25 protein-coding genes are annotated in these 19,975 nt (G+C 67.5%); 7 read left to right on the top strand and 18 right to left on the bottom strand.

The features are described 5' to 3' along the window. Positions 1-8: 8 nt before the first annotated feature. The 4 genes from J2751_RS07400 to J2751_RS07385 form a co-directional block, all read right to left on the bottom strand. Entirely contained in the window at positions 9-1,520 is a 1,512-nt protein-coding gene (locus J2751_RS07400; RefSeq protein ID WP_209484685.1) for a small ribosomal subunit Rsm22 family protein, read from the bottom strand. Positions 1,521-1,562: 42 nt separating this feature from the next. Beyond that, positions 1,563-2,336, bottom strand: coding sequence for a prephenate dehydrogenase/arogenate dehydrogenase family protein (locus tag J2751_RS07395; protein ID WP_209484683.1), 774 nt, complete (start codon positions 2,334-2,336; stop codon positions 1,563-1,565). 98 nt (positions 2,337-2,434) lie between these two features. Continuing rightward, positions 2,435-3,679 (bottom strand): MFS transporter, encoded by a 1,245-nt coding sequence (locus J2751_RS07390; RefSeq protein WP_209484681.1) that lies wholly within the window; start codon positions 3,677-3,679, stop codon positions 2,435-2,437. 105 nt (positions 3,680-3,784) lie between these two features. Continuing rightward, positions 3,785-4,441, bottom strand: a complete 657-nt coding sequence (locus tag J2751_RS07385) for a thioredoxin domain-containing protein (protein WP_209484679.1) — start codon at positions 4,439-4,441, stop codon at positions 3,785-3,787. A gap of 102 nt (positions 4,442-4,543) precedes the next feature. Between J2751_RS07385 and J2751_RS07380 the strand changes: the two genes are divergently transcribed. Beyond that, positions 4,544-4,843 carry a DUF5779 family protein gene (locus tag J2751_RS07380; protein WP_209484676.1) on the top strand — a complete coding sequence of 100 codons (300 nt, stop codon included), beginning with the start codon at positions 4,544-4,546 and terminating at the stop codon, positions 4,841-4,843. A 28-nt stretch (positions 4,844-4,871) separates the two neighbouring features. On the opposite strand, the gene J2751_RS07375 is transcribed toward J2751_RS07380, so the two are convergent. The 4 genes from J2751_RS07375 to J2751_RS07360 all read right to left on the bottom strand — a co-directional run bounded on the left by J2751_RS07375 (position 4,872) and on the right by J2751_RS07360 (position 6,500). Further along, positions 4,872-5,318 carry an RNA-binding protein gene (locus J2751_RS07375; protein WP_209484674.1) on the bottom strand — a complete coding sequence of 149 codons (447 nt, stop codon included), beginning with the start codon at positions 5,316-5,318 and terminating at the stop codon, positions 4,872-4,874. Positions 5,319-5,339: 21 nt separating this feature from the next. After that, complete coding sequence (locus J2751_RS07370; protein ID WP_209484672.1) at positions 5,340-5,528, bottom strand: DUF1918 domain-containing protein; 189 nt, start codon at positions 5,526-5,528, stop codon at positions 5,340-5,342. Positions 5,529-5,609: 81 nt separating this feature from the next. After that, positions 5,610-6,191 carry a DUF7524 family protein gene (locus J2751_RS07365; protein ID WP_209484670.1) on the bottom strand — a complete coding sequence of 194 codons (582 nt, stop codon included), beginning with the start codon at positions 6,189-6,191 and terminating at the stop codon, positions 5,610-5,612. Positions 6,192-6,290: 99 nt separating this feature from the next. Next, positions 6,291-6,500, bottom strand: a complete 210-nt coding sequence (locus J2751_RS07360; protein ID WP_209484668.1) for a methytransferase partner Trm112 — start codon at positions 6,498-6,500, stop codon at positions 6,291-6,293. Between the two features lie 127 nt (positions 6,501-6,627). Here J2751_RS07360 and J2751_RS07355 point away from each other — a divergent pair, with 127 nt between their 5' ends. The 3 genes from J2751_RS07355 to J2751_RS07345 all read left to right on the top strand — a co-directional run bounded on the left by J2751_RS07355 (position 6,628) and on the right by J2751_RS07345 (position 7,907). After that, positions 6,628-6,906 (top strand): ribonuclease P protein component 4, encoded by a 279-nt coding sequence (locus tag J2751_RS07355; RefSeq protein WP_209484666.1) that lies wholly within the window; start codon positions 6,628-6,630, stop codon positions 6,904-6,906. Between the two features lie 90 nt (positions 6,907-6,996). Then, positions 6,997-7,431 (top strand): thiol-disulfide oxidoreductase DCC family protein, encoded by a 435-nt coding sequence (locus J2751_RS07350; protein ID WP_209484664.1) that lies wholly within the window; start codon positions 6,997-6,999, stop codon positions 7,429-7,431. Between the two features lie 2 nt (positions 7,432-7,433). Continuing rightward, positions 7,434-7,907 (top strand): GIY-YIG nuclease family protein, encoded by a 474-nt coding sequence (locus J2751_RS07345; RefSeq protein ID WP_209484662.1) that lies wholly within the window; start codon positions 7,434-7,436, stop codon positions 7,905-7,907. Between the two features lie 10 nt (positions 7,908-7,917). Here the strand turns inward: J2751_RS07345 and J2751_RS07340 are convergent, their stop codons facing one another. The 3 genes from J2751_RS07340 to J2751_RS07330 form a co-directional block, all read right to left on the bottom strand. Then, the gene (locus J2751_RS07340) at positions 7,918-8,361 is read right to left on the bottom strand and encodes an acyl-CoA thioesterase (RefSeq protein WP_245202671.1); all 444 of its coding nucleotides are present in this window, start codon (positions 8,359-8,361) and stop codon (positions 7,918-7,920) included. A gap of 151 nt (positions 8,362-8,512) precedes the next feature. Beyond that, on the bottom strand, positions 8,513-8,983 hold the full coding sequence (locus J2751_RS07335; RefSeq protein ID WP_209484659.1) for a bifunctional nuclease family protein: 471 nt from the start codon (positions 8,981-8,983) through the stop codon (positions 8,513-8,515). An 80-nt stretch (positions 8,984-9,063) separates the two neighbouring features. Then, complete coding sequence (locus J2751_RS07330) at positions 9,064-9,837, bottom strand: ArsR/SmtB family transcription factor (RefSeq protein WP_209484657.1); 774 nt, start codon at positions 9,835-9,837, stop codon at positions 9,064-9,066. 190 nt (positions 9,838-10,027) lie between these two features. Here J2751_RS07330 and J2751_RS07325 point away from each other — a divergent pair, with 190 nt between their 5' ends. The 3 genes from J2751_RS07325 to purM all read left to right on the top strand — a co-directional run bounded on the left by J2751_RS07325 (position 10,028) and on the right by purM (position 13,519). Then, complete coding sequence (locus J2751_RS07325) at positions 10,028-11,791, top strand: TraB/GumN family protein (protein ID WP_209484655.1); 1,764 nt, start codon at positions 10,028-10,030, stop codon at positions 11,789-11,791. A 13-nt stretch (positions 11,792-11,804) separates the two neighbouring features. After that, a complete protein-coding gene (locus J2751_RS07320) occupies positions 11,805-12,473 on the top strand; it encodes a zinc metalloprotease (RefSeq protein ID WP_209484653.1) in 669 nt (222 codons plus the stop codon). A 71-nt stretch (positions 12,474-12,544) separates the two neighbouring features. Continuing rightward, positions 12,545-13,519 (top strand): phosphoribosylformylglycinamidine cyclo-ligase, encoded by a 975-nt coding sequence (gene purM, locus J2751_RS07315; protein WP_209484651.1) that lies wholly within the window; start codon positions 12,545-12,547, stop codon positions 13,517-13,519. 31 nt (positions 13,520-13,550) lie between these two features. Here the strand turns inward: purM and J2751_RS07310 are convergent, their stop codons facing one another. The 7 genes from J2751_RS07310 to ilvC all read right to left on the bottom strand — a co-directional run bounded on the left by J2751_RS07310 (position 13,551) and on the right by ilvC (position 19,974). Continuing rightward, positions 13,551-14,621, bottom strand: coding sequence for a sensor histidine kinase (locus tag J2751_RS07310; protein ID WP_245202667.1), 1,071 nt, complete (start codon positions 14,619-14,621; stop codon positions 13,551-13,553). Between the two features lie 121 nt (positions 14,622-14,742). Next, a complete protein-coding gene (locus J2751_RS07305; protein ID WP_209484650.1) occupies positions 14,743-15,282 on the bottom strand; it encodes a CBS domain-containing protein in 540 nt (179 codons plus the stop codon). A gap of 63 nt (positions 15,283-15,345) precedes the next feature. After that, positions 15,346-15,723 carry a DUF555 domain-containing protein gene (locus J2751_RS07300; RefSeq protein WP_209484648.1) on the bottom strand — a complete coding sequence of 126 codons (378 nt, stop codon included), beginning with the start codon at positions 15,721-15,723 and terminating at the stop codon, positions 15,346-15,348. A 110-nt stretch (positions 15,724-15,833) separates the two neighbouring features. After that, positions 15,834-16,832, bottom strand: a complete 999-nt coding sequence (locus J2751_RS07295; RefSeq protein WP_209484646.1) for an isocitrate/isopropylmalate dehydrogenase family protein — start codon at positions 16,830-16,832, stop codon at positions 15,834-15,836. Continuing rightward, entirely contained in the window at positions 16,833-17,456 is a 624-nt protein-coding gene (leuD, locus tag J2751_RS07290) for a 3-isopropylmalate dehydratase small subunit (RefSeq protein ID WP_209484644.1), read from the bottom strand. Further along, positions 17,456-18,916, bottom strand: coding sequence for a 3-isopropylmalate dehydratase large subunit (gene leuC, locus J2751_RS07285; protein WP_209484642.1), 1,461 nt, complete (start codon positions 18,914-18,916; stop codon positions 17,456-17,458). Before leuC ends, leuD begins: the two co-directional genes overlap by 1 nt. Continuing rightward, the gene (ilvC, locus tag J2751_RS07280; RefSeq protein WP_209484640.1) at positions 18,916-19,974 is read right to left on the bottom strand and encodes a ketol-acid reductoisomerase; all 1,059 of its coding nucleotides are present in this window, start codon (positions 19,972-19,974) and stop codon (positions 18,916-18,918) included. Before ilvC ends, leuC begins: the two co-directional genes overlap by 1 nt. Between the last annotated feature and the right edge of the window lies 1 nt (position 19,975).

Raw genomic sequence — 19,975 nt, 5'->3', positions numbered from 1 at the left:
GAGTACAGTTAGGGAGCCACGAGGTCGACGACCGTCTCGTCGTCGACCACGACGTTGTACGCGCCCTCGTCCTCGTTCCAGAGGACGAGTCCGTTCTCGACGAACAGGACCGCGCCGTATCCGGCCTCGCGGAGATCGCGGTTGAGCGTCGTCTCGCGGGTGTTCACGAGGTAGTGGTCGATCGACTGTGAGCCGTCGCCAACGCGGTACACCGCGTTGTCCCCCTCGCTAAGGTCGTGACCCAGTTTCACTGCGAGCAGGTTCACACGGTCGGTGACGTGCGACTCAGAGTCGGCCATCCGAGCACAGCGGTCCTCGCTCGCCCGGATGTCGACCCGGCGCTCCCCGTCCGTCCGGAGGATCGAGTAGGCGAACTGGACGTCGACGTTGTGGAACTCTCCCGGTTCGTCGTCGGTCCCCCTGCTTGCCGCCTCGTCGAGCCGGCGCTGGAACGGTGGTACGTTGAGGTCCTCGCGGACGTCGAACGACCAGCCGCGATCGGTCGGCGCGACATCGGGCCATAGTCGGAGCTCGGGCGAGTAGACGTCCGCCCCGCTTCCGGGCGGGGCGACCGCGCGCTCGACTTGGCGGAGCCCGATGGCCGTCTCGCGGTCGGCCGGTGCGAGCGCGACGACGCTTCCGTCGTCGGCCAGCGCGTCGATTCCGGCCTCGACCACCGCGACGGGGTCGTCGAGCTCGGAGAGGACGTTGCCGAAGACGACGAGATCGAACGGCTCGTCGAGGACCGGGGCACCTCGATCCGCGGCTCGCATCGCCGTGCCGCCCGCGTCGGTTTCAGCGGTCGCGTCGGTTTCGGCGGTCGCGCCGACGCCCGGTATCCCGAACAGCGACTCCGCGGTCGTCCGGTGCACCGTCGTACGGAAGTTCCGGCCTGTCTCGGCGAGCAGGCGGTCGAGCACGTCGGCGGCCGCGCTCGGCTCGACCGCGTGGTACTCGACGACCGCGTCCTCGGGGAGGTAGTCGTGGAGCCCGAGGGCGGGACCGCCGACGCCAGCGCCGACATCAAGGACGCGGGGCGTTCGGTCGAGCAGGCCGTTCTCGACCAGGTCGTCGAGGACGTAGCCGATCGTCGCGTAGTAGTCGGGGAGGTGGTATGTTGCGTACGCGAGCGCGGCGATCCGGTCGTAGTCGACATCGTTGCCGTAGAGATAGTCGGTCTTGAGATCGCGGAGCGTCGCCCGCAGCCGGTCGCCGGACTCCCCGGCGTGCCAGTCCGCGCCGAACTCCTCGAGGAGCAGGTCCTCGACCACGAACGCGTACGACTCGGGGAACTCGGTCGGGCTCCAGCCGGGAGTCGCCACCGGCCCGTCGTCGACGGGAACGAAGGTTCCGTCCTCGCGCTCGCGGAGCCGGAGGTCGAACGCCTCCTCGCGGAGCGTCTCACGGACGACGCCGGGATGTGGCACCCCCTCGATGTACTCGGATATCTCCTCGGGGTCGATGGGGCGAACGTTTCGCAGGTAGTTGGCGGTGTTTCGGACCGCCGTTCTGTCGATCATGGTGTGTGTCGCTCGTCTTCGGAGGTGGTTGCGGGGAGGTCGTCAGTCGTGTCGCTCGCGGGGGTCCCGGTCGCCGCGTGCCGCCTCGTAGAGGTCCGCAAACCCCTCCGCGTCGGCGTCGGAGATCGCTCTCGCGGCGTCGGCTACGTCGTCCGCGCCGTCGAAGGCGTGCTGGATCTCGGCGTACACGCCGGGTGCCCCTTCGGTCACGGTGTCGGCAACCCCCTCCAGCGCGGCCGACACGGGCGTATGAAACTCCTCGCGAACGTCCTCGCCGGCGAGCCGCCACGCCAGAACCGCCGCGTGGGCTCCCGCCTGAACCGTCTCCATCGCTTCGTCGTGTTCCGTCGGCGTCGTCTCGAACACCTCGTTGCCGCCGGCCTCGATCGCCGCCGACACCGCTTCCACGGTCTCGCCGGGTTCGTCGACCGCGACGGCGACGTTACCGGGTACCCGCGGCGGGGCGAACAGCGGGTGGTAGCTGGCGCGTTCGAGCTCGCCAGCGTGCTCGCGCATCGCCGCGACTGCGTCGGTCATCTCGCCGGAGACGTCGAAGATCGCTCGGCTGGCTCGGGGAGCGTACGCCGCGACCGCCTCGGGAACGACCGACATCGGAACCGCGAGACAGACCGCGTCGTGAGTCGTGTCGCCGTCCGCGGGGACGACCGCGGCGTCTCGCGCGGCCGCGGCGTCCTCGGCGACCGCGAGGTCCCTGTCGGTGAACGTCACGGTCGCGTCGACCGGGGAGCCGTCGGCTGTCAGGGTGTCAGCCACCCAGCGGCCGATCTCGCCAGCGCCGACGACCAGTAGATCCATTGGTCGTTCGAACGGAGGGCGCGCCACCGGTAAAAAGAATCGACTCCGCGTCGCCCGTGGCGGACCGCTCAGTCGCCGTCTCGCTCCCGGAAGGCCACTCACTCGCCCGTCGCCGTCCGCACGCTCCCGTCCAACCGCGGCGCGACCGCACGGACCGCCGGCAGCAACGTCAGCGCAATGGCGAGTTCGAGTCCGCCGACCGCGAGAAACGCGGTCGTGTAGCCGAACGCGTCCGTCGTCGCGCCGCCGACGAGAAACCCGGTCAGGAAGCCGAGCGAGCCGAACACGTTGAACAGCCCCATCGCCGCGCCGCGTGCCTCGGGGTCGACCAGGTCCGTGACGAGCGCCATCGTCGCCGGGGCCATCAGCGCGCCACAGACCCCGACGAGCACCATCAGGCCCGCGGCGATCGGATATATCGGTGCGACGCCGACGCCGATCGTTACGATCCCGTACGCGAGCGATCCGATCACGACCGGGTAGAACCGGCCGATCCGGTCCGACAGCGTTCCGAGCGGTGCCTGAAGGAGCGCGAACGGGACGAAAAACAGCGCGAGGGTCGCCCCCGCGCCGGCCGCCGAGAGGCCGAACGTCTCCGGATCCTGGAAGTAGTAGACGCCAACGAGCGCGAAGAACCCGGCCGTGAGTCGGTCGACGAAACCGAACGCGAACGGAACGAGCAGTGCGGGCGTCTCGCGTGCTCGCGCGAGCACGTCCCGGAACCCGATATCGGGTGCGCGATCAACGTCCCCGTGGAGGTCCCCATCGTCGACTCCCGTCCGATCGTCGACGGTCGCGGCGAGGACGCCCGAGAGCGCGAGCACCGCCGCCCCGGCGTAGACGGGATAGAAGACGTCAAGATCGGCGAGGACGCCGCCGATTACGGAGCCGACAGCCGCGCCGAGACCGATCGCCAGCCCGGCGGTTCCCATGTTCCGGCCGTTGCCGCCGCGGAGGTCCATCAGCATCGTGATCGCGAGCGAGAACGCGCCGATGGTGAGCGCGCCGCCGCCGACCCGAATCGCGAGCGCGGCCTCGAACCCGAGCCCGAGTCGGGGGACCGCGGCGAGCGCGACGTACGAGAGCGCGCCGCCGAACGCGCCGACGACCACCAACGGGACCCGGCGACCGAGCGCGTCGCTTGCGGCCCCCCACACGACCGCGAACGCGACGAACGCGGCGAACTCCGCCACGAGGAACGCAGTGCCGGCGTCGATCCCGGAGGGCGCGCCGAGCGCCGTCACGAGGGTCGGGACGCCGGGATACAGCAGAACCTGTGAGATCAGCACCGCGAGCACCACGGCTCCCAGCCGCCGTCGGTCCTCACGGTCGCCCGATGTCATCGATCCATCCGAGACCCCGGCCATAAAAAAGAGCGGCGTTCGGAGCGGTCGGGGGCGTTCAGGGGTAGTCGGCTGGTCAGAGGCGGAGAGTCGCGTCCTCGGTCGTCAGCGTTCGGCGTCGATCGCGTTTCCGACTGCCTCGGCCGTCGGCTCGGCGACCGCCTGGCCGTTGACGACTACGGTCGGCGTCGCGTTGACGCCGCGAGCGCTGCCTGCCTCCCTGTCGTCCTCAATGGCGGACCGAGCGCTCTCGTGGAGGGCATCGGCCATGGCGGCACACGGGTCGTCGCCGGCGGTCTCGGCCGCCGATCCGATCGCCTCCAAGTTGTACTCCTCCTGTGACTCGTAGATCGTCGAGGCGAACGCGAAGAACGCCTCGCCGCCCTCGCGGACGCCGACCCCGCGAGCCGCGCTGGCGACCGCGTACGCCCACTCCTCGTCGGACGGAATCGGGAAGTCCCAGTGCTCGTAGCGGACGGTGCCGGGATCGATGTACTCCTCGCGGATCGCGGGGAACTGTTGGAGTTTGAACTGCGCACATCCGGGACAGGTGAAGTCCTCGTACGCCTGAACGACCACGTCGGCGTCGGGGTCACCGATGACCGCACGGAACTCGGGGTCCGGCACGACGGGCTCGTCCAGATCGCAGTCGTACTCCCCGGTGTCATCCGTGTCGGGTCCGTCCTCGCCGAGACAGCCGGCCGCGCCGACGACGCCGCCGGCGGCGACGCCCGCGAGCAGGGCGCGTCGCGTATGGTTCATGCCCGTCAGTCGGGGTGGCGGACACTTAATCACACCGAGGTCCGGAGACCGATGACTCGACGAGCCCCGAACGCTTTTGCCGGCGTGTGGCGACTCTCGGGTATGAGCGACTGGGACCTCGACCTGCGGGACGCCGAAGAGCAGATGGACGAGGCGTTCGCCGACAGCGGCGACGTCGTCCTCGGCGTACTGGACGGGACGACCGATCCCGAGACGTGGATCCGCAGCGTCGACTACGGCAACACGCTGCTGTTGTCCATCGACGGCGACCTCAACGAACTCGCCGCCGGCTTCGCACGCGAGATACGAGACATGGGCGGCGAGTTAATGCATTTCCGCGGGTTTCTCGTCGTCACGCCACCGGGGACGAGCATCGACACGGACCGCCTCGGCGACGAGTGACGATCCCGGCACCGAGTGACGGCCGTGACTAGTTCTCGTTCCCGTCGTCGGCTAACCGTTCAAGGGTCTCACGAGCGTTCTCGACCGCTGCCGCCTTCTTCGCCGGATAGGCCTCGACTTTCGCCCGGACGGTGATCCCCGGGCCGAGCACGACGTCGCCGCGGAACGCCGCCTGTTTGTCGAGCCGCATGAACAGCGCGCAGTTGTCGTCCACCCGCTGGTCGAGCTCGGCGAGCACGCGGTCGAGATCGTCGAGTTCGGAGAGACGGTCGAGCACGTGTCGCATCCCGTCAGCGACCTCGATCCGCGCGGACAACACGACGATCCGGTCGCCGTGATGGCCGACGTTCTCCATGCGGTCGATCTCGGCGTCCTCGGGGAGCAGCGAGCGGAGCGCGTCCTCGACGCGCTTCTCGTCCTCGGTCGCGTACGAGAACGTCCGGAGATCGACGTAATGAAACGGAACTTCGGGCATTACGGGCGCTGAAAAACGGGGTTATTCCTCGTCCTCGACGGCCTCGAGCGAGCCCTCAGGGACGCCGGTCTCCTGTCCGTCCTCGAAGCTGACGGTGTAGGTCGCGTCGCCGAACATCGTCTCCATCACCTGCGTGATCTGCCCGGACTCGCCGTCGTACTCGCTGTGTTTGTCGTGGAGGACGACCTCGTCTTCCTTCTCGAAGCTCATGCCCGTTCGTTCCGCCGGGACGCTTAAAAGCGCGCGGATCCGGTTCGCCCGCGTCCGCCGGCCCCGGCACGCCGATGTCGCTCACCACAGCGCGAGCAACGTGACCGCGATCGTTACGGTGAGTACCACGCCGACGACGAGGAACACCAGAACGCTGTCGACCGCGAACGCGACCGCGACGCCAAGCCCGACGGCGAGGAACGCGAAAACGAGCGCGGTGACCCCGCCGCGCTCGATCGCGCGTTCAAGTGCGTCCGCGAACCGCCGGGAGGCCGGGGGAGACGGCGTCCGCTCGGGCGGCTTCGAGAGCCGCTCGTCGACCACGACCTCGTCCGGGGCCGTCTCGACCGACGGTTCGATCCGCACGTCGACGTACGTCGAGTTCGATCCGTAACCCGTCACGACCTTGAGTTTCCCGCGAACGGGCTCGTCGACGTCCCGCTTCGAGACGTGGACCCGCTTGACGGCCTCGTCCTCGACGAAGTGGTTCACCTCGTCTATCGACGTGACGCGGTCCAGATCGTCGTCGAAGTGGAGGTGAACGTGCGTCGATCGGCCGAGGTTCGCCAGCTCGATGGAGAACGGCTTCGTCGTCGTGAACCGGTCGGGTCCCTCGATGGCGTGGACCTCGTCCCCGTTCAGTTCGACTTCGAGAGTCGCCACGTGTGGTCTCTCACACCCTGATCTGAAAAAGATTCACTCCATCCGGGGGGTTCACTCGCCGTTCGAGACCGCGGGGCCGACCGAGTTCTCGATCCCGGTTCAGGCCGCCGCCTCCCCGTTCTCTTCCTCCTCGCGCATATCGGGCGGGAGGAGGTTCGGGATCCCATCCTCGATCGGGTAGGTCTCGCCACACTCGGTACACGTGAGCGTCCCCTCCAGTATCTCCTCGCCGTCGCGTTCGTCGACGTCGAGTTCGAGGTCTCCCTTGTCGAGCGGACAGCAGATCACGTCCATCAGCGACTCCTTCATGCGCGCCGGTTCGCGCGGATCGCTCAAAAGCCTGCGGGTTGCGGGCGCGGACGTTCCCGGGTACCGAGACCCCTCGTGGCTCACGGCGATGGCAACGCCTTTGCCCGACGGTCCCGCGCGAAACGACATGGGGATCCCGTCGGAACGGATAGAGCGGCTGTTCGGACTCGCCCGGGAGGCGGTCATCGACGACGAGTACGACCGCGCACGGGAGTACGTCCGTCTCGCGAGACGGATCGCCGAGCGGAACCGCTGTGGCGTCCCGCGGGAGTTCGAGCGGAAGACCTGTGACGGCTGTGACGTGTATCTCCGTCCCGGAAGGACGAGTCGCGTCCGGCTCGGCCCTGGACGCGTCGTCGTTCGGTGTCGCGAGTGCGGCGCGACGGGCCGATATCCGTACGACTGACCCGGCGTGTCGGTTCCGATGGGACTCGACGTGGCCGACCGGTTTCGTGGCGGCCCGCTTCTTAAGTTCCGGTGGAACGTACGGTGAGGTATGGATCACGGACCGGACGCGCCCGTATTGGTCTTCGACGGCGATTGCCCGTACTGCTCCATCGCGGCGGGCGCGCTCCGTCGGCTCGACGGCGTCGAGGCGGTGCCGTGGGAGGCCGATCCGGTCGGCCCGTTCCTCGACGCGCAGTTCGACGCGCGGCCGTTCGCGATGGTGCTCGTCGATCCCGCCGAGCGGTCGGTGTACGCCGGCCGGTCCGCTGCCGAGGAGCTGGCCGACAGGGCGGGAACACCGGGGATCGTTGGCGGTCTCGTTCGCGACAACTACGACCGGATCGCCGGGGTGGTCGGCGCGCTCTCGGGTCGCGGTCGCGACCCGGACGACTTCCACGACACGTACGAGCTGACCGACGAGGCGGCGGAGCTGGTCGACTCGCTCCGCCCGGCGGCGAGCGATCCGCCGGAACGGACCGCGTGACCGTGGCCGACGACGCGGCGGAGCGGGCTCCCGTCGGCGGCACCTATACCCTCGTCGTCGAGCTCCCGGAGCCGATCGCCATCGACGTCGGCGCGCTCGGCGAGCACGAGTTCCCCGCCGGCGCGTACGCCTACACCGGGAGCGCGCTCGGGTCGGGCGGGTTCTCGCGGGTTCGTCGGCACCGCCGGACCGCTCGCGGCGACCACGACGTGCGCCACTGGCACGTCGACTACTTCCTCGGACGCCCCGCGGCTCAGATCGACCGGGTCGTTCACGGGCCGGGAGCGGACGTCGAGTGTGCGGTGGCCGACCGGCTTCCCGACGGTCCGGTCGCTGGCTTCGGCGCGTCCGACTGTGACTGCGCCAGCCACCTCTCGTGGGCGACGGAGTTGGAAGACCTGATCGATCGGGTCGTGGAGACGTACGAGTCCGTGACCGAAACCGAGACACGGGGCTGTCGGAGATCGGATCCGTAACGCGGAGCCGTCAGACGTCGTAGCGCTCGACGACTTCCCGGAGCTGTTCGCGTCGCCCCTCCACGGCGCGCTCGCGGAGGGCCGCCTCCTCCGCGGTCGGGCTTTCGAGGTCCGGAACGGTCGTCGGCCCCCCCTCCTCGTCGAGCGCGACGAAAGTGAAGTACGAGGTGGTGGTGCGCCGGGTCTCTCCGGTTCGCGGGTTCTCCGCGCGCACCTCGACTTTCACGTCGAGGCTCGTCCGTCCGGTGTTGAACACGTACCCTTCGATGGTGACGACCTCACCCATCTCGATCGGCGCGATGAAGTCGACGTGGTCCATCGACGCGGTGACCACCTGTCGGCTGGCAAAGCGCATCCCCGCGATGGCGCCACAGATGTCCATCCAGTGGAGTACCGCTCCCCCGAGCGCCCGGCCGAGGTTGTTGGTGTCGTTCGGCAGGAGCATCTCCGTCATCTCGGTGTACGACTCGGCGAGCGTCGCCGTGGCCGTTCCCGCTTCTGGTTCCTCGTTCCCGCTCGTTTCCGTGTCCGGACTCGTCTCCGCGTCCGCCGTCGATTCCGGGTCGGTCATGTTCGCGATGGACGGTCCGGGAACTTGAACCCAGCTACCTTCCCTCGAATCCTCCGTCACCCTCGCCACCGTCTCCGCCGAACCGGATCGAGTCCGGCGGCCGCCCCGCCTCGTCTATCACCTCGTCGGAGACGACGACCGGGCACTCGACGCGGACCGCGAGCGCGAGCGCGTCCGACGGTCGGGCGTCGAAGACGAACGTCTCCGGCTCGCCGTCCTCGTATCGTTCGACGTCGACCTTGGCGTAGAAGGTGCCGTCCGTGAGGTCGTCGATCCGGATCCGATCCACCGCACCGCCGAACTCCGTGAGCACCTCGACGAAGAGATCGTGCGTGAGCGGGCGGTCGAACGGCTCCCCCTCGATGACGGTGCCGATCGACCGCGCCTGATCGCCGCTGACGAAGATCGGGACGTACCGATCCCGTGCGCGGAGGATGACTGCCGGGACGTCGCCACCGGGCGCGGAGCCGGCACCGACGCCGACGACCTCGGCTTCGTGTTCCATGTTTACGGGTTCGGTACGGCCGCATGAATAGTTGTCCCCGGGGGACGCACTGGGGCCCATCGATCGGTTTCTGCGGTCATCTATCGCTTGCTCCGGTACCAGTATGCCCACGCGAGCGTGAACACGAGTCCGGCCCCGAGAAAGAACACCACGCCGGGCTCCGCAAGCACTTCCGCGATGTCGACGAGGAGGTCCGCCCGCTCGCTCGCGCTGTCCTCGATCGCGAACCCGTCGTCGGGCTCGACGTCCGCCGCGGAGTCGAAGTCATCGACGTCTTCGTCCGCGGCCACGTCTTCCTCGACGTCCCCCGCTTCGTCTGACTCCTCGGCTGCGAACCCCACGTCGTCGTCCGCAGCATCCTCGTCGGCCGTTGCTGCCGGCGCGTCGTCGGCACCCCCCGTCGCGGTCTCCGAGAGGAACGACGTGAACGCTTCCTGGGTGGCGAGGGCGGCGAGACCGATGATCCCGTAGCCGCCGAGCAGTTTCTTCAGGGCGGTTTTGATCCCGGTCGACTCCTCGGAGCCGCCCGCGAACAACACGAGCGGCTCGTCGGTCGGCGCGTACACGTTCATCTCGCGGCCCTTCTCCGAGTAGGTCGTGTCGACGACGTCGACGACGTCGGCCTCGGAGAGCTTCGAAAGGTGGTACTGGACGTTCTGGAGGGACGTGTCGAGCTCGTCGGCGAGCTCCGAGGTCGTTGCCGGTTCCTCGTGCAGCGCGGAGAGGGCGTTCCTGGCGGTCTCGGAGCCGAGCGCGGAGATGACGTCCTCGGCGTCGTCGTCGTCGACGCCGACGACGCGCGGATCGCGGTCCTCCGGCGTGGAGTCCGGCAGGGAGGGTAACAGCCGGGACATGTGCCCGTATGAACGGTGCTATGATACAAATCTGTCGGGACGACCGGGCCGGAACGAACCGGTGCGTCGAACCGGGTGGACCGACGAGACTGCCGGTGCGTCGAACCGGGTGGACCGACGAGACTGCCGGACCGCTCGCCCCGGCACGGACTCACAAGCCCTAAACGCGGTGGCGAAGTACGTCGTGGTGATGACAGAGACGCCTGGGGGCTCGTCCGACGCGCCGTCGGATCCGTCGGCTCCCGCGGCGAACGCCGACGCGGACGCTCCCGGCAACCGCGACCCCGGATCGGTGACGGTCGTCGGGACCGCCCACATCTCGGAGCACTCCGTCGAGGAGGTCGAGGAGACGATCGATCGGGAGCGTCCCGATGTCGTCGCCGTCGAGCTCGACGAGGGTCGGTACCGCCAGATGAAAGGCGAGACTCCCGACGACCTCGACGCGGGCGACCTCCTGAAGGGGAACACCGTCTTCCAGTTTCTCGCCTACTGGATGCTCTCGTACGTCCAGACGCAACTCGGCGAGCGGTTCGACATCGATCCCGGCGCGGACATGAAAGCCGCTGTCGACGTCGCCGAGGGGCTCGGCATCGACGTCGCCCTTGTTGACCGCGACATCCAAACGACGATCCAGCGGTTCTGGGCCCGAATGACGATCATCGAGAAGCTGCGGATGGTCGGCGGCCTTGCGTTCGGGATCACGGACCCACGAGTCGTCGGCGTGACCGCCGGCTTGCTGGCCGGGATCTTCGCCGGTCCTGCGATCGGCGTTTTCGGTGGATCGGTCGGCATAACGGAACCGATCCTAACGAGCGTAACTGCGGGCGTGTTGGTAGCGGTCGTCGTCGGGGTCGTGGTCGATCAGGTCGGCCGGGTCGGACTCTCGCCCGACACCCGCCTGTTCGCCGCGGCGGGGGTCGGTGCGACGGCTGGACTCGCCGCAGTCGCACTCGGCTTCGCCGACGGGGTCGTTGCGACGTATCTCGGCGGGTTCACGGTCAGAGCGATCGGGAGCCTCGGGATCGGGATCGCGCTCGGCCTCACCGTCGGCTTCCTCGCGGCGTCGGCGTTGAGCGTGCTCGGGGTGCTCGGAAGCAACGAGCCCACCGACCACGGCGGAATCGAGTCGCTCGACATGGAGGATCTTACCGACACGGACGTGGTGACGATGATGATGGAGGAGTTCCGCCAGTTCTCGCCGGGCGGCGCGGAGGCACTCATCGACGAACGAGACGCCTTCATCGCCCACCGGCTCGTCGCGCTCCGGGACGCCGGCCACGACGTCGTCGCCGTCGTCGGCGCGGGCCACCGGGCCGGGATCGAGCGCTATCTCGCGGACCCGGACAGCCTCCCGCCGGTCGAGGGGTTAGTGGGGAAAGAGCAGGGTCGCGGGCTCCCCTGGAAGAAGCTGATCGGCTACGGGATCGCGATCGCATTCATCGCCTTCTTCGTCCTGCTGGCGATGGCCGGCGTTCGCAACGAGTTCCTGCTCCGGCTGTTCGGCGCGTGGTTCCTCATCAACGCCGTCTTCGCGTTCGGCTTCGCGAAGGTGGCCGGCGCGCGCTGGTCGTCGGCCGGCGTCGGCGGCGCGGTCGCGTGGATGACCTCGATCAACCCGCTTCTCGCTCCCGGCTGGTTCACCGGGTACGTGGAGTTGCGACACCTCACCGTGAACGTCGGCGACATTGGGAAACTCAACGAGTTGCTCTCGGACGAGAGCCTCTCTCCTACCGCTCTCGTTTCGTCGATGCTCGACGTGCCGCTGTTCAAACTCATCGTGGTCGTCGCGCTGACGAACGTCGGCAGCATCGTCGCGAGCTTCCTGTTCGTCGTGTACGTGATCCCGGTCATGTTCGGCGCGGAGATCGGCGGCGTCGACGAGATCAGCCGGCTCATGCTCGATGGCGCGCGAAACAGCGTCGACCTGATCCGCGGACTGGTCACAGCGGTCTAACACCTCGACACACATGGGAACCAACGTACGCGGTCGCCGGATCGGCGGCCTCTACTTCAGCGGCACCGAACTCAGAGATCTGCTCGTCGCGTGGCTCGCGCTCGGCGTCGCATTCATGCTGTTTTTCGCGGGTGGTGCCGCCGGCTTCGACCGGCTCCTCGCGGCGGGGGTCGTGTTACCGCTCGCGGTCAGTCTGTTGACTGCCGGGGTCGCCTTCCTGCTCCACGAGGTCGCCCACAAGGTCGTCGCCGTCCGATACGATCAGGTTGCGGAGTTCCGGGCCGACAACGGAATGCTGTTCGTGGCGGTGATGAGCGCACTACTCGGATTCATCTTCGCGGCCCCGGGCGCGGTCCACCACCGCGGGCGACTGACCGCGGCCGAGCACGGGCGGATCGCGCTCGCCGGCCCAGTGGTCAACCTCCTGTTGCTGGCGGTTTTCCTGCCGGTGCTGGCCGCCGGGATCCTGCTCGGCAACGAAGTCGTGAGTCTGATCGGTGAACGCGGCCTCGCGATCAACGTCTTCCTCGCGGCGTTCAACCTGATCCCGTACGGCCCCCTCGACGGGAGGACGGTGCTCGACTGGAGCAAGCCCGTCTGGGTCGCGATCTTTGTCCCCTCTGTTCTCCTCACGGTTGGTCTGGTGTTCGTCGGCGGACTCGGCTTCGGCGGACCCTTCTGATCGGCAACGCTGGCGGACGGCGATCGACGGGTAAGCGGTGTGTTTTTGCTCCGGCGCGCCACGAGACGTGTATGGCCGACAACGACGGCGACGAACTCACGTACGCCGACGCGGGCGTCGACATCGACGCGAGCGAGGCGGCGACGGCGGCGCTGATCGGGATGGTCGGGGACGGCGAGGGCGACTACGCCGGGCTCCTCGACATCGGTGACCGCTACCTCGCGCTCGCGACCGACGGCGTCGGGACGAAACTGCTCGTCGCGGAGGCGCTCGCCGACTACTCGACGGTCGGGATCGACTGTATCGCGATGAACGTCAACGATCTCGTCGCTGCCGGCGTCCGACCGGTGGCGTTCGTCGACTACCTCGCGGTCGAGGAGCCGGACGAGGCGTTCGCCGAGCAGGTCGGCGAGGGGCTCGCTGCCGGTGCGGACCGTGCCGACATCGAACTCGTTGGCGGCGAGACGGCGGTGATGCCCGAGGTCGTCCGCGGACTCGACCTCGCCGGGACCTGTGCTGGGCTCGCCGGCAAGGGCGCGGTGTTCGACGGCGAGGCAAAACCGGGTGACGCGCTCGTCGGCTGGCGCTCCTCGGGGATCCACTCGAACGGACTGACGCTTGCGCGCGAGGCAGTCACTCGAAGTCACGACTACGCCGATCCTGCGCCGTTCGAGGGGTACGAGACGCTCGGCGAAGCGCTACTTGAACCGACCCGAATCTACACCGATCTCCTCGATCCGATGCGTGACCACGGCGTCCACGGGGCGGCCCACATCACCGGCGGGGGCTGGAGCAACCTCGAACGGCTCGGCGAGAACCGGTACGCGGTTGAAGACCCGTTTGACGCACAGCCAGTGTTCGGCTTTGTCCAGTCCGAAGGCAACGTGTCCGACGAGGAAATGCATCGAACCTTCAATATGGGTACCGGGTTCGTCGCCGCGCTCGATCCCGAATCTGCCGAGTCGCTGGCGGCGGCTACCGGCGGTCGCGTCATTGGGCGCGTGGAGACAGGTGAGACCGTCGCGATCCGTGGACTCGAACTATAGCGATCGCAGGGTTCAACCCGTCCTGCGTTCGTCAGTCAAGGTCGACGTCGGTGATTTCGAGGCGCGCACCGCCCGTCTCGCTTTCCGTGACGCGCATGTCCCATCCGTGTGCTCTCGCTATCTCCCGGGCGATGTTGAGTCCGAATCCGGTTCCGTCGGCGTCGCTCGAAACGCCCGTGTCGAACACTCGCTCCCGCTCTGCTTCGGGGATCCCCGGCCCGTCGTCGGCAACGTAGATCCCTGTCGGACGGTTACTGTCGGCCCGCGTCGACGTGAACATCGGCTCCATCGTCCCGATCCGAACCGTCACGTCTGAGCCCCCGTGACGGACCGCGTTGCCGATTAGGTTCTCAAAGAGCTGTTTCACGCGCCCCGGATCGCCACGAATCGTCCGGTCGGTCTCGACGACGAGCGTCGCATCGGCCGTCTCGACGGTGTCCCAACAGGCCTCAATAAGCTCTCTAAGGTTAATTTCAGTGGCGTCCGTGACGGTTTTTCCCTCTCGCGCAAGGGTCAACAGATCGTCGATGAGCGTTAGACTCCGGTCAACGGCGTTGGCCGCGGGTTCGAGGTGTTCGCTTTCACACTCGTCACGCGCGAGCGCCAGTCGCCCCTGCGCGACGTTCAGCGGGCTCCGGAGGTCGTGTGAGACCACGGAAACGAACCGTTCCAGCCGCTCTCGCTCTCGTTGAGCGCGAATTCGGGCGTGATACGACGCCACCGCCGTGGGGATCCAGTCAGCGAGCGCCGCGTGGTCGTCGCCGGCAGTGGCGGCTCGGATGTACCCGGTTGCGCCGGCGGAGACGGCTCGACTGGCTATCGCCTCGCTTCCCGTGTCGGTGTAGAGAAGGAAGGGGAGGTCGGCGTCACGCTCCCGAACCGATTCCAGAAGATCGATTCCGTCCCGGTCCGGCAGTTCGTACGCCGACACGACACAGTCGTACTCACGGACCTCCAGTCGTCGTAACGCGCTGTCGGCGTCCACCACGGTGAACACATCGAGGCGGTCGTCCGTGCGTTCGAGCGCCGTCGCTATCGATGCTCTGGCGTCCGCGGTCCACCCGACGAGGAGGACTGATATCGAGCCGCCGATCGGATCCATCTCGGAATACCCTGTGTCGGATAGCATGACGTTTGTATTTAAAAGTGGGTGCTATGCTGGCTTCTCAACGTGGCGTGGGTGCGTAGTCCGGTGTTCTACAGGCGGAACAGGCTGAGCCGGTTCACGACAGGTGAGCCGCGATGTCGGCCTCGGTAATGATACCGACCGTCTCGCCGCCGTCGGTGACTATCACCGCCTTATAATGGTCTAACAGATTCCGCACTTCGTCGACGGTCGCGCCCGGCGCAACCGTCGGGAAGGACTCGCTCATTACCTCGCTAACCGGATGGTTTCCGACGTTCTCGCCGGCGTGAACGACATCACTCTGACTGATCGACCCCACTGGGACGCCGTTCTGTAACACCGGGAGCTGGGAGTACGCCTCACCCTCCATCAGGTCGACGGCCTCGCGCACGGCGTCGTCGGGCGCAACGCTGATCACGGTCTCGTTCATCAGGTCAGTTGCGCGAACGACCTCGCCCTCGGCCTCCTGAAGCGCATTGACAATACGACGGAGCGTCGACAGCCGTGGGTCGACATCGCCGCCCTCGATCCGGGCGATAAGCGGCTGTGAGACGCCCGCGGCGTCGGCCAACTCGTTCTGTGTCAGTTCGAGCGTCGTCCGTCGTTCCCGGAGGTCTTGGGGCGTCGGCAGTTCCATACGACTAATAACTAGGGGTTATTAGAAAAGCTTTCGTCGCCGGCTGCCCCGCCGACAGCGACGCTATCGACTCTCGTCGTCTTCGTCCTCGTCGTCGGCCTCGGTCTCGACGACTTCGATGACTTCCAGTGGCACGTCTCGGAGCGCCCCGCCGACCTCGCTTTTGGCGATCCGCTCGGCGTGTTCCGCGGTCTCGGCGTTGAACACGTCGATCTCCAGCAAGAGGCCGACGAGCGCGGTGTTAGCTGCGAGGAAGGCAGCGTCGAACGGCTCGCCGCACGCGGGGCAGCCGGTCAGTCCGGGCTCAACCTCGACGTACTGCTTGTCTGTCTCGTTGAGCCGCTTGCCGGCCTCACTGACCGCCACGCCGATGGCGTCGTCCGTCTCTTCAACGTCTCGCACCAACCAGGCTGCTTCCATCGCGACCGCGTAGTTGCTCATATCTCGGTGAACGACCCGCAGGGTTTCGTCTCTTGTGGTTCGTCGGCGAAGCGAATGATCGGTCGAAACTCGCACAGAATCGATTTATCGGCCCGAAGCGGGCGTATCTGCTACAGTCGCTCGATGATCGCGGCGGTGACCCCCTCGGTGGTTGCGTCCCCGCCGAGATCACCGGTTCGCGGGCCGTCCGCGAGAACCGACTCCACGGCGGACCGGATCGCTGCCGCCTCGTCTTGGTGGCCGAGGTACTCGACCAGCATCGCGGCCGAGAGGATCGCGGCCGTCGGGTTGGCAACCCCCTCGCCCGCGATGTCCGGCGCAGTACCGTGAACCGGCTCAAACAGCGCGTTTTCGTGACCAATGTTCGCCGACGGCAACAGGCCGAGCCCGCCGACAAGTCCCGCGGCGAGATCCGAGAGCACGTCGCCGGCGAGGTTCGGACAGACGATCGTCCCGTACTGGGTCGGGTCCAGCGGGAGTTTCGTCGCGAACGCGTCCATCAGCTCCTCGTCGGCGTCGATCCCGCGCTCCTCGGCGACCGCGAGCACCTCCTCGCGGAAGCGTCCGTCCGTCTCGCGCATCACGTTCGCCTTGTGCGCGACCGTGAACCCCGACTCGGGACCGTTTGCCGGTCCGCGTCCCTCCATCACGTACTCGCAGGCGAACTCGGCGAGTTCGCGCGAGGCGGAAGAGGTGACGACGCGCGTTAGCGTCGAGAGGTCGTCGCTCAGCCGGTCCTCGTGGCCCGAGTAGACTCCCTCGGTGTTCTCCCGGAGGAAGACCACGTCCGTCTCCGGGCGGAGCGCGTCGACGCCGGGATACGCTTTGGCCGGCCGAACGTTGACGAACGAGCCGACCGCCTCCCGCAGCGGGAGGATGACCTCGGCGGCCGTCTCACCGGCCGCGCCGAACAGCGTCGCATCCGCGTTCGCCGCCAGTTCGTAGGTCGCATCGGGGAGCGCCGCGCCGGTCTCGGCCTTCGTCGCGTCGCCCGCGTCCGCCTCGACGAACTCGAACTCCGGCTCGATCGCCTCCAACACGTCGATGGCCGCCGGAACGACCTCCTGCCCGATGCCGTCACCCTCGATGACGACGATCTCCTCAACCATTCAGTCGTCACCCTCGACGTACGGGAGCCCGTCGACCGTCGCGTCGACCTTGCTCCGGTTCGAGTACATCAGCGCCGTCGTGTCCCAGATCCCGTCGACGAGCGCCTCGCGCATCGCCCCGTCGATGTCGACGTCGATCGTCGTATCGCCGTAGGTGACCGTCTTCGCTTCCACGTCGATCTCGACGTCGCCGTCGGGGTTCGCCTCGATCCACTCCTGTAGTTCGACGACCGTCTCGTGGTCGGTCGTCACTGCGGGGATGCCGAGCGACTTACAGTTGTCTCGGAAGATTTCCGCGTACGACTCGCCGATCACGCCGTCGATCCCCCACCGCATCATCGCCTGCGGCGCGTGCTCTCGCGAGGAGCCACAGCCGAAGTTGGAGTTGACGACCGCGATCGATGCGCCCTCAAACCGGTTGAGCGGGTGATCGTTGAACTCGCCGTCGTCGTCCCGCCGGGCGTCGTAAAAGAGGTAGTCCGCCATATTGTCGAACGTGACCTCTTTCATAAACTTCGCCGGCAGGATCTGGTCGGTGTCCACGTCGTCGCCGGGGATCGGTACGCCAGTCCCCCCAACCTCTGTGATGTGCTGATCTGCGCCCGTGTCTGTGTCGGGGGCCATCAGTCAGCCACCTCCTCGACGCCGCCGGCACCGCCGGCCGGCTCGTCGTCCAGATAGTCGCGAGCGTCGACGACCTCACCCTCGACGGCCGCGGCCGCGACCATCGCCGGACTCATCAGCACGGTCCGACCGTCCTTCGATCCCTGCCGGCCGATGAAGTTCCGGTTCGAGGAGGACGCGCAGACCTCGTCGCCCTCCAGAGCGTCGTCGTTCATCGCGAGACACATCGAGCAGCCGGCGCGCCGCCACTGGAAGCCGGCGTTGATGAACGTCTCGTCGATGCCGCGCTCCTCACACTGCTGGCGGACGGTCTCGGAGCCGGGAACCGCCAGCGCACGCACGCCCTCGTCGACCGTGTGGCCCTCCAGTACCTTCGCGGCCTCGGCGAAGTCGGAGAGGCGGCCGTTCGTACAGGTGCCGAGGAAGGCCACGTCGACGTCGTACCCGACCATCGACTGTCCGGGATCGATCGCCATGTGATCGAGCGCCTGCTCGGCCGCCTCCCGGTCCGTCCGCGCCTCGAAGTCGTCGGGATGCGGGACGCGGTCGGTGATCTCGATCACCTGTCCGGGGTTGATCCCCCAGGTGACCATCGGGTCGATCCCGTCGGCGTCGACCGTGACCACGTCGTCGTACTCGGCGTCGTCGTCCGACCGTATCGACTCCCAGTACGCCTTCCGCTCCTCGAACGCCTCGCCCTCGGGGACGTACTCGCGTCCGCGGAGGTACTCGTAGGTCGTCTCGTCCGGGTTGACGTAGCCGGCGCGGGCACCGCCTTCGATGGACATGTTACACACCGCGAGCCGCCCCTCCATGTCGAGCGCCTCGATCGCGGGGCCGCCGTACTCGTAGACGTGGCCGACGCCGCCGTCGACGCCGAGGTCCTGGATCACTTTCATGATCACGTCCTTGGCGTAGACGCCCTCGCCGAGTTCGCCCTCGACTTCGATCCGGCGGACCTTCTGTTTGTCAGCCGCGATACAGCCCGTCGCGAGCACGTCACGGATCTGGCTCGTGCCGATGCCGACCCCGATAGACCCAAACGCGCCGTGGGTCGCGGTGTGGCTGTCGCCGCAGGCGACGGTCATTCCCGGCTGGGAGAGTCCCAACTCGGGCGCGACGACGTGCGTGATCCCCTGTTTGCCGGACTCGAAGCCGAAGAAGGTGATCCCGCTCTCGCTCGTGTTGCGTTCGAGCGCGGAGAGCATCTCTTCGGCCTGGTCATCGGCCAGCGGTCGCTCACGCTTTTCGGCCTCCGTGGGCGCGATGTGATCGGTCGTCGCAAACGTCCGATCCGGGTACGCAACATCGAGGTCACGCTCGCGAAGCATGCCGAACGCCTGCGGGCTCGTCACCTCGTGAACGAGATGGAGGCCGATGAACAGCTGGTCCTGTCCGTTCGGCAGCTCCGTGACCTTGTGTTTCTCCCATACCTCGTCGTACAGCGTCCCCTCGCTCATCAGGCCGTCACCTCGGCCGTCTCCTCGTCGTCCTCCTCGCTCTCGTCCTGCCACGCGAACAGCCCGCGAAGCTCCTCGCCGACGGCCTCGATCTCGTGGTTCTTCTCCGCGGTCCGGAGCTGCGTGTAGGAGGGTCGTCCCGCCTGGTTCTCCGCGATCCACTCGCGGGCGAACTGGCCGTTCTGGACCTTCTCTAAGACCTCCTCCATGTTCTCGCGGGCGTGTTCGTCGACGACCACGTCGCCCTGCGTGAGCCCGCCGTACTCGGCGGTGTCGGAGACGGAGTCCCACATACCGCCGAGCCCGTCCTCGTACATCAGGTCGACGATGAGCTTGAGCTCGTTGAGACACTCGAAGTACGCCATTTCCGGGGAGTAGCCGGCGTCGACGAGCGTCTCGTACCCCTGTTTCACCAGCGAGGTGACGCCGCCACAGAGGACGGCCTGCTCGCCGAACAGGTCGGTCTCAGTCTCCTCGCGGAACGATGTCTCGACGACGCCGGCACGGGTACAACCGATCGCGGCCGCGTACGCGAGCCCCTCGTCGTGCGCGTCGCCGGTCGCGTCCTGATACACCGCAAGCAGGCCGGGCGTCCCCTCGTCGTTCTCGTAGTTACGGCGGACGAGGTGGCCCGGCGACTTCGGCGCAACCATCGTCACGTCGACGTCCTCGGGCGGCTGGATCTGGTTGTAGTGGATGTTAAACCCGTGTGCGAACTGGAGCGTGTCGCCCGCCTCCAGGTTCGGCTCAACAGCGTTCTCGTATACGTCCGGCTGGACGGTATCGGGAACGAGCACGCTCACGACGTCGGCCTCCGCGGCCGCGTCCGCAGGGGTCTCCACGCGGAGTCCGTCGCTCTCGGCGGCCGTCCGGGAGGAGCTACTCTCGCGGAGGCCGACGACCACGTTGACGCCGCTCTCGGAGAGGTTCTGTGCGTGCGCGTGGCCCTGCGAGCCGTAGCCGAGTACGGCCACCGTCTTGTCGGCGATGTGACTCGGGTCCGCGTCGTCGTCGTAGTATACTGTCGAATCGAACGTTTGTGTGTCGTCTGCTGGCATT

This window comes from Halorubrum alkaliphilum (assembly GCF_017873815.1).
Taxonomy (GTDB): Archaea; Halobacteriota; Halobacteria; order Halobacteriales; family Haloferacaceae; genus Halorubrum; species Halorubrum alkaliphilum.
Note: the sequence above shows the minus strand (reverse complement) of the source record. Positions and strands in the feature narration are given on the sequence as shown.

Coding starts and splice junctions, on each gene's coding strand:
- J2751_RS07400 (WP_209484685.1), bottom strand. CDS start 1,520: ATGATCGACAGAACGGCGGTCCGAAACACCGCCAACTACCTGCGAAAC.
- J2751_RS07395 (WP_209484683.1), bottom strand. CDS start 2,336: ATGGATCTACTGGTCGTCGGCGCTGGCGAGATCGGCCGCTGGGTGGCT.
- J2751_RS07390 (WP_209484681.1), bottom strand. CDS start 3,679: ATGACATCGGGCGACCGTGAGGACCGACGGCGGCTGGGAGCCGTGGTG.
- J2751_RS07385 (WP_209484679.1), bottom strand. CDS start 4,441: ATGAACCATACGCGACGCGCCCTGCTCGCGGGCGTCGCCGCCGGCGGC.
- J2751_RS07380 (WP_209484676.1), top strand. CDS start 4,544: ATGAGCGACTGGGACCTCGACCTGCGGGACGCCGAAGAGCAGATGGAC.
- J2751_RS07375 (WP_209484674.1), bottom strand. CDS start 5,318: ATGCCCGAAGTTCCGTTTCATTACGTCGATCTCCGGACGTTCTCGTAC.
- J2751_RS07370 (WP_209484672.1), bottom strand. CDS start 5,528: ATGAGCTTCGAGAAGGAAGACGAGGTCGTCCTCCACGACAAACACAGC.
- J2751_RS07360 (WP_209484668.1), bottom strand. CDS start 6,500: ATGAAGGAGTCGCTGATGGACGTGATCTGCTGTCCGCTCGACAAGGGA.
- J2751_RS07355 (WP_209484666.1), top strand. CDS start 6,628: ATGGGGATCCCGTCGGAACGGATAGAGCGGCTGTTCGGACTCGCCCGG.
- J2751_RS07350 (WP_209484664.1), top strand. CDS start 6,997: ATGGATCACGGACCGGACGCGCCCGTATTGGTCTTCGACGGCGATTGC.
- J2751_RS07340 (WP_245202671.1), bottom strand. CDS start 8,361: ATGACGGAGATGCTCCTGCCGAACGACACCAACAACCTCGGCCGGGCG.
- J2751_RS07335 (WP_209484659.1), bottom strand. CDS start 8,983: ATGGAACACGAAGCCGAGGTCGTCGGCGTCGGTGCCGGCTCCGCGCCC.
- J2751_RS07330 (WP_209484657.1), bottom strand. CDS start 9,837: ATGTCCCGGCTGTTACCCTCCCTGCCGGACTCCACGCCGGAGGACCGC.
- J2751_RS07325 (WP_209484655.1), top strand. CDS start 10,028: ATGACAGAGACGCCTGGGGGCTCGTCCGACGCGCCGTCGGATCCGTCG.
- J2751_RS07320 (WP_209484653.1), top strand. CDS start 11,805: ATGGGAACCAACGTACGCGGTCGCCGGATCGGCGGCCTCTACTTCAGC.
- purM (WP_209484651.1), top strand. CDS start 12,545: ATGGCCGACAACGACGGCGACGAACTCACGTACGCCGACGCGGGCGTC.
- J2751_RS07310 (WP_245202667.1), bottom strand. CDS start 14,621: ATGGATCCGATCGGCGGCTCGATATCAGTCCTCCTCGTCGGGTGGACC.
- J2751_RS07305 (WP_209484650.1), bottom strand. CDS start 15,282: ATGGAACTGCCGACGCCCCAAGACCTCCGGGAACGACGGACGACGCTC.
- J2751_RS07300 (WP_209484648.1), bottom strand. CDS start 15,723: ATGAGCAACTACGCGGTCGCGATGGAAGCAGCCTGGTTGGTGCGAGAC.
- J2751_RS07295 (WP_209484646.1), bottom strand. CDS start 16,832: ATGGTTGAGGAGATCGTCGTCATCGAGGGTGACGGCATCGGGCAGGAG.
- leuD (WP_209484644.1), bottom strand. CDS start 17,456: ATGGCCCCCGACACAGACACGGGCGCAGATCAGCACATCACAGAGGTT.
- leuC (WP_209484642.1), bottom strand. CDS start 18,916: ATGAGCGAGGGGACGCTGTACGACGAGGTATGGGAGAAACACAAGGTC.
- ilvC (WP_209484640.1), bottom strand. CDS start 19,974: ATGCCAGCAGACGACACACAAACGTTCGATTCGACAGTATACTACGAC.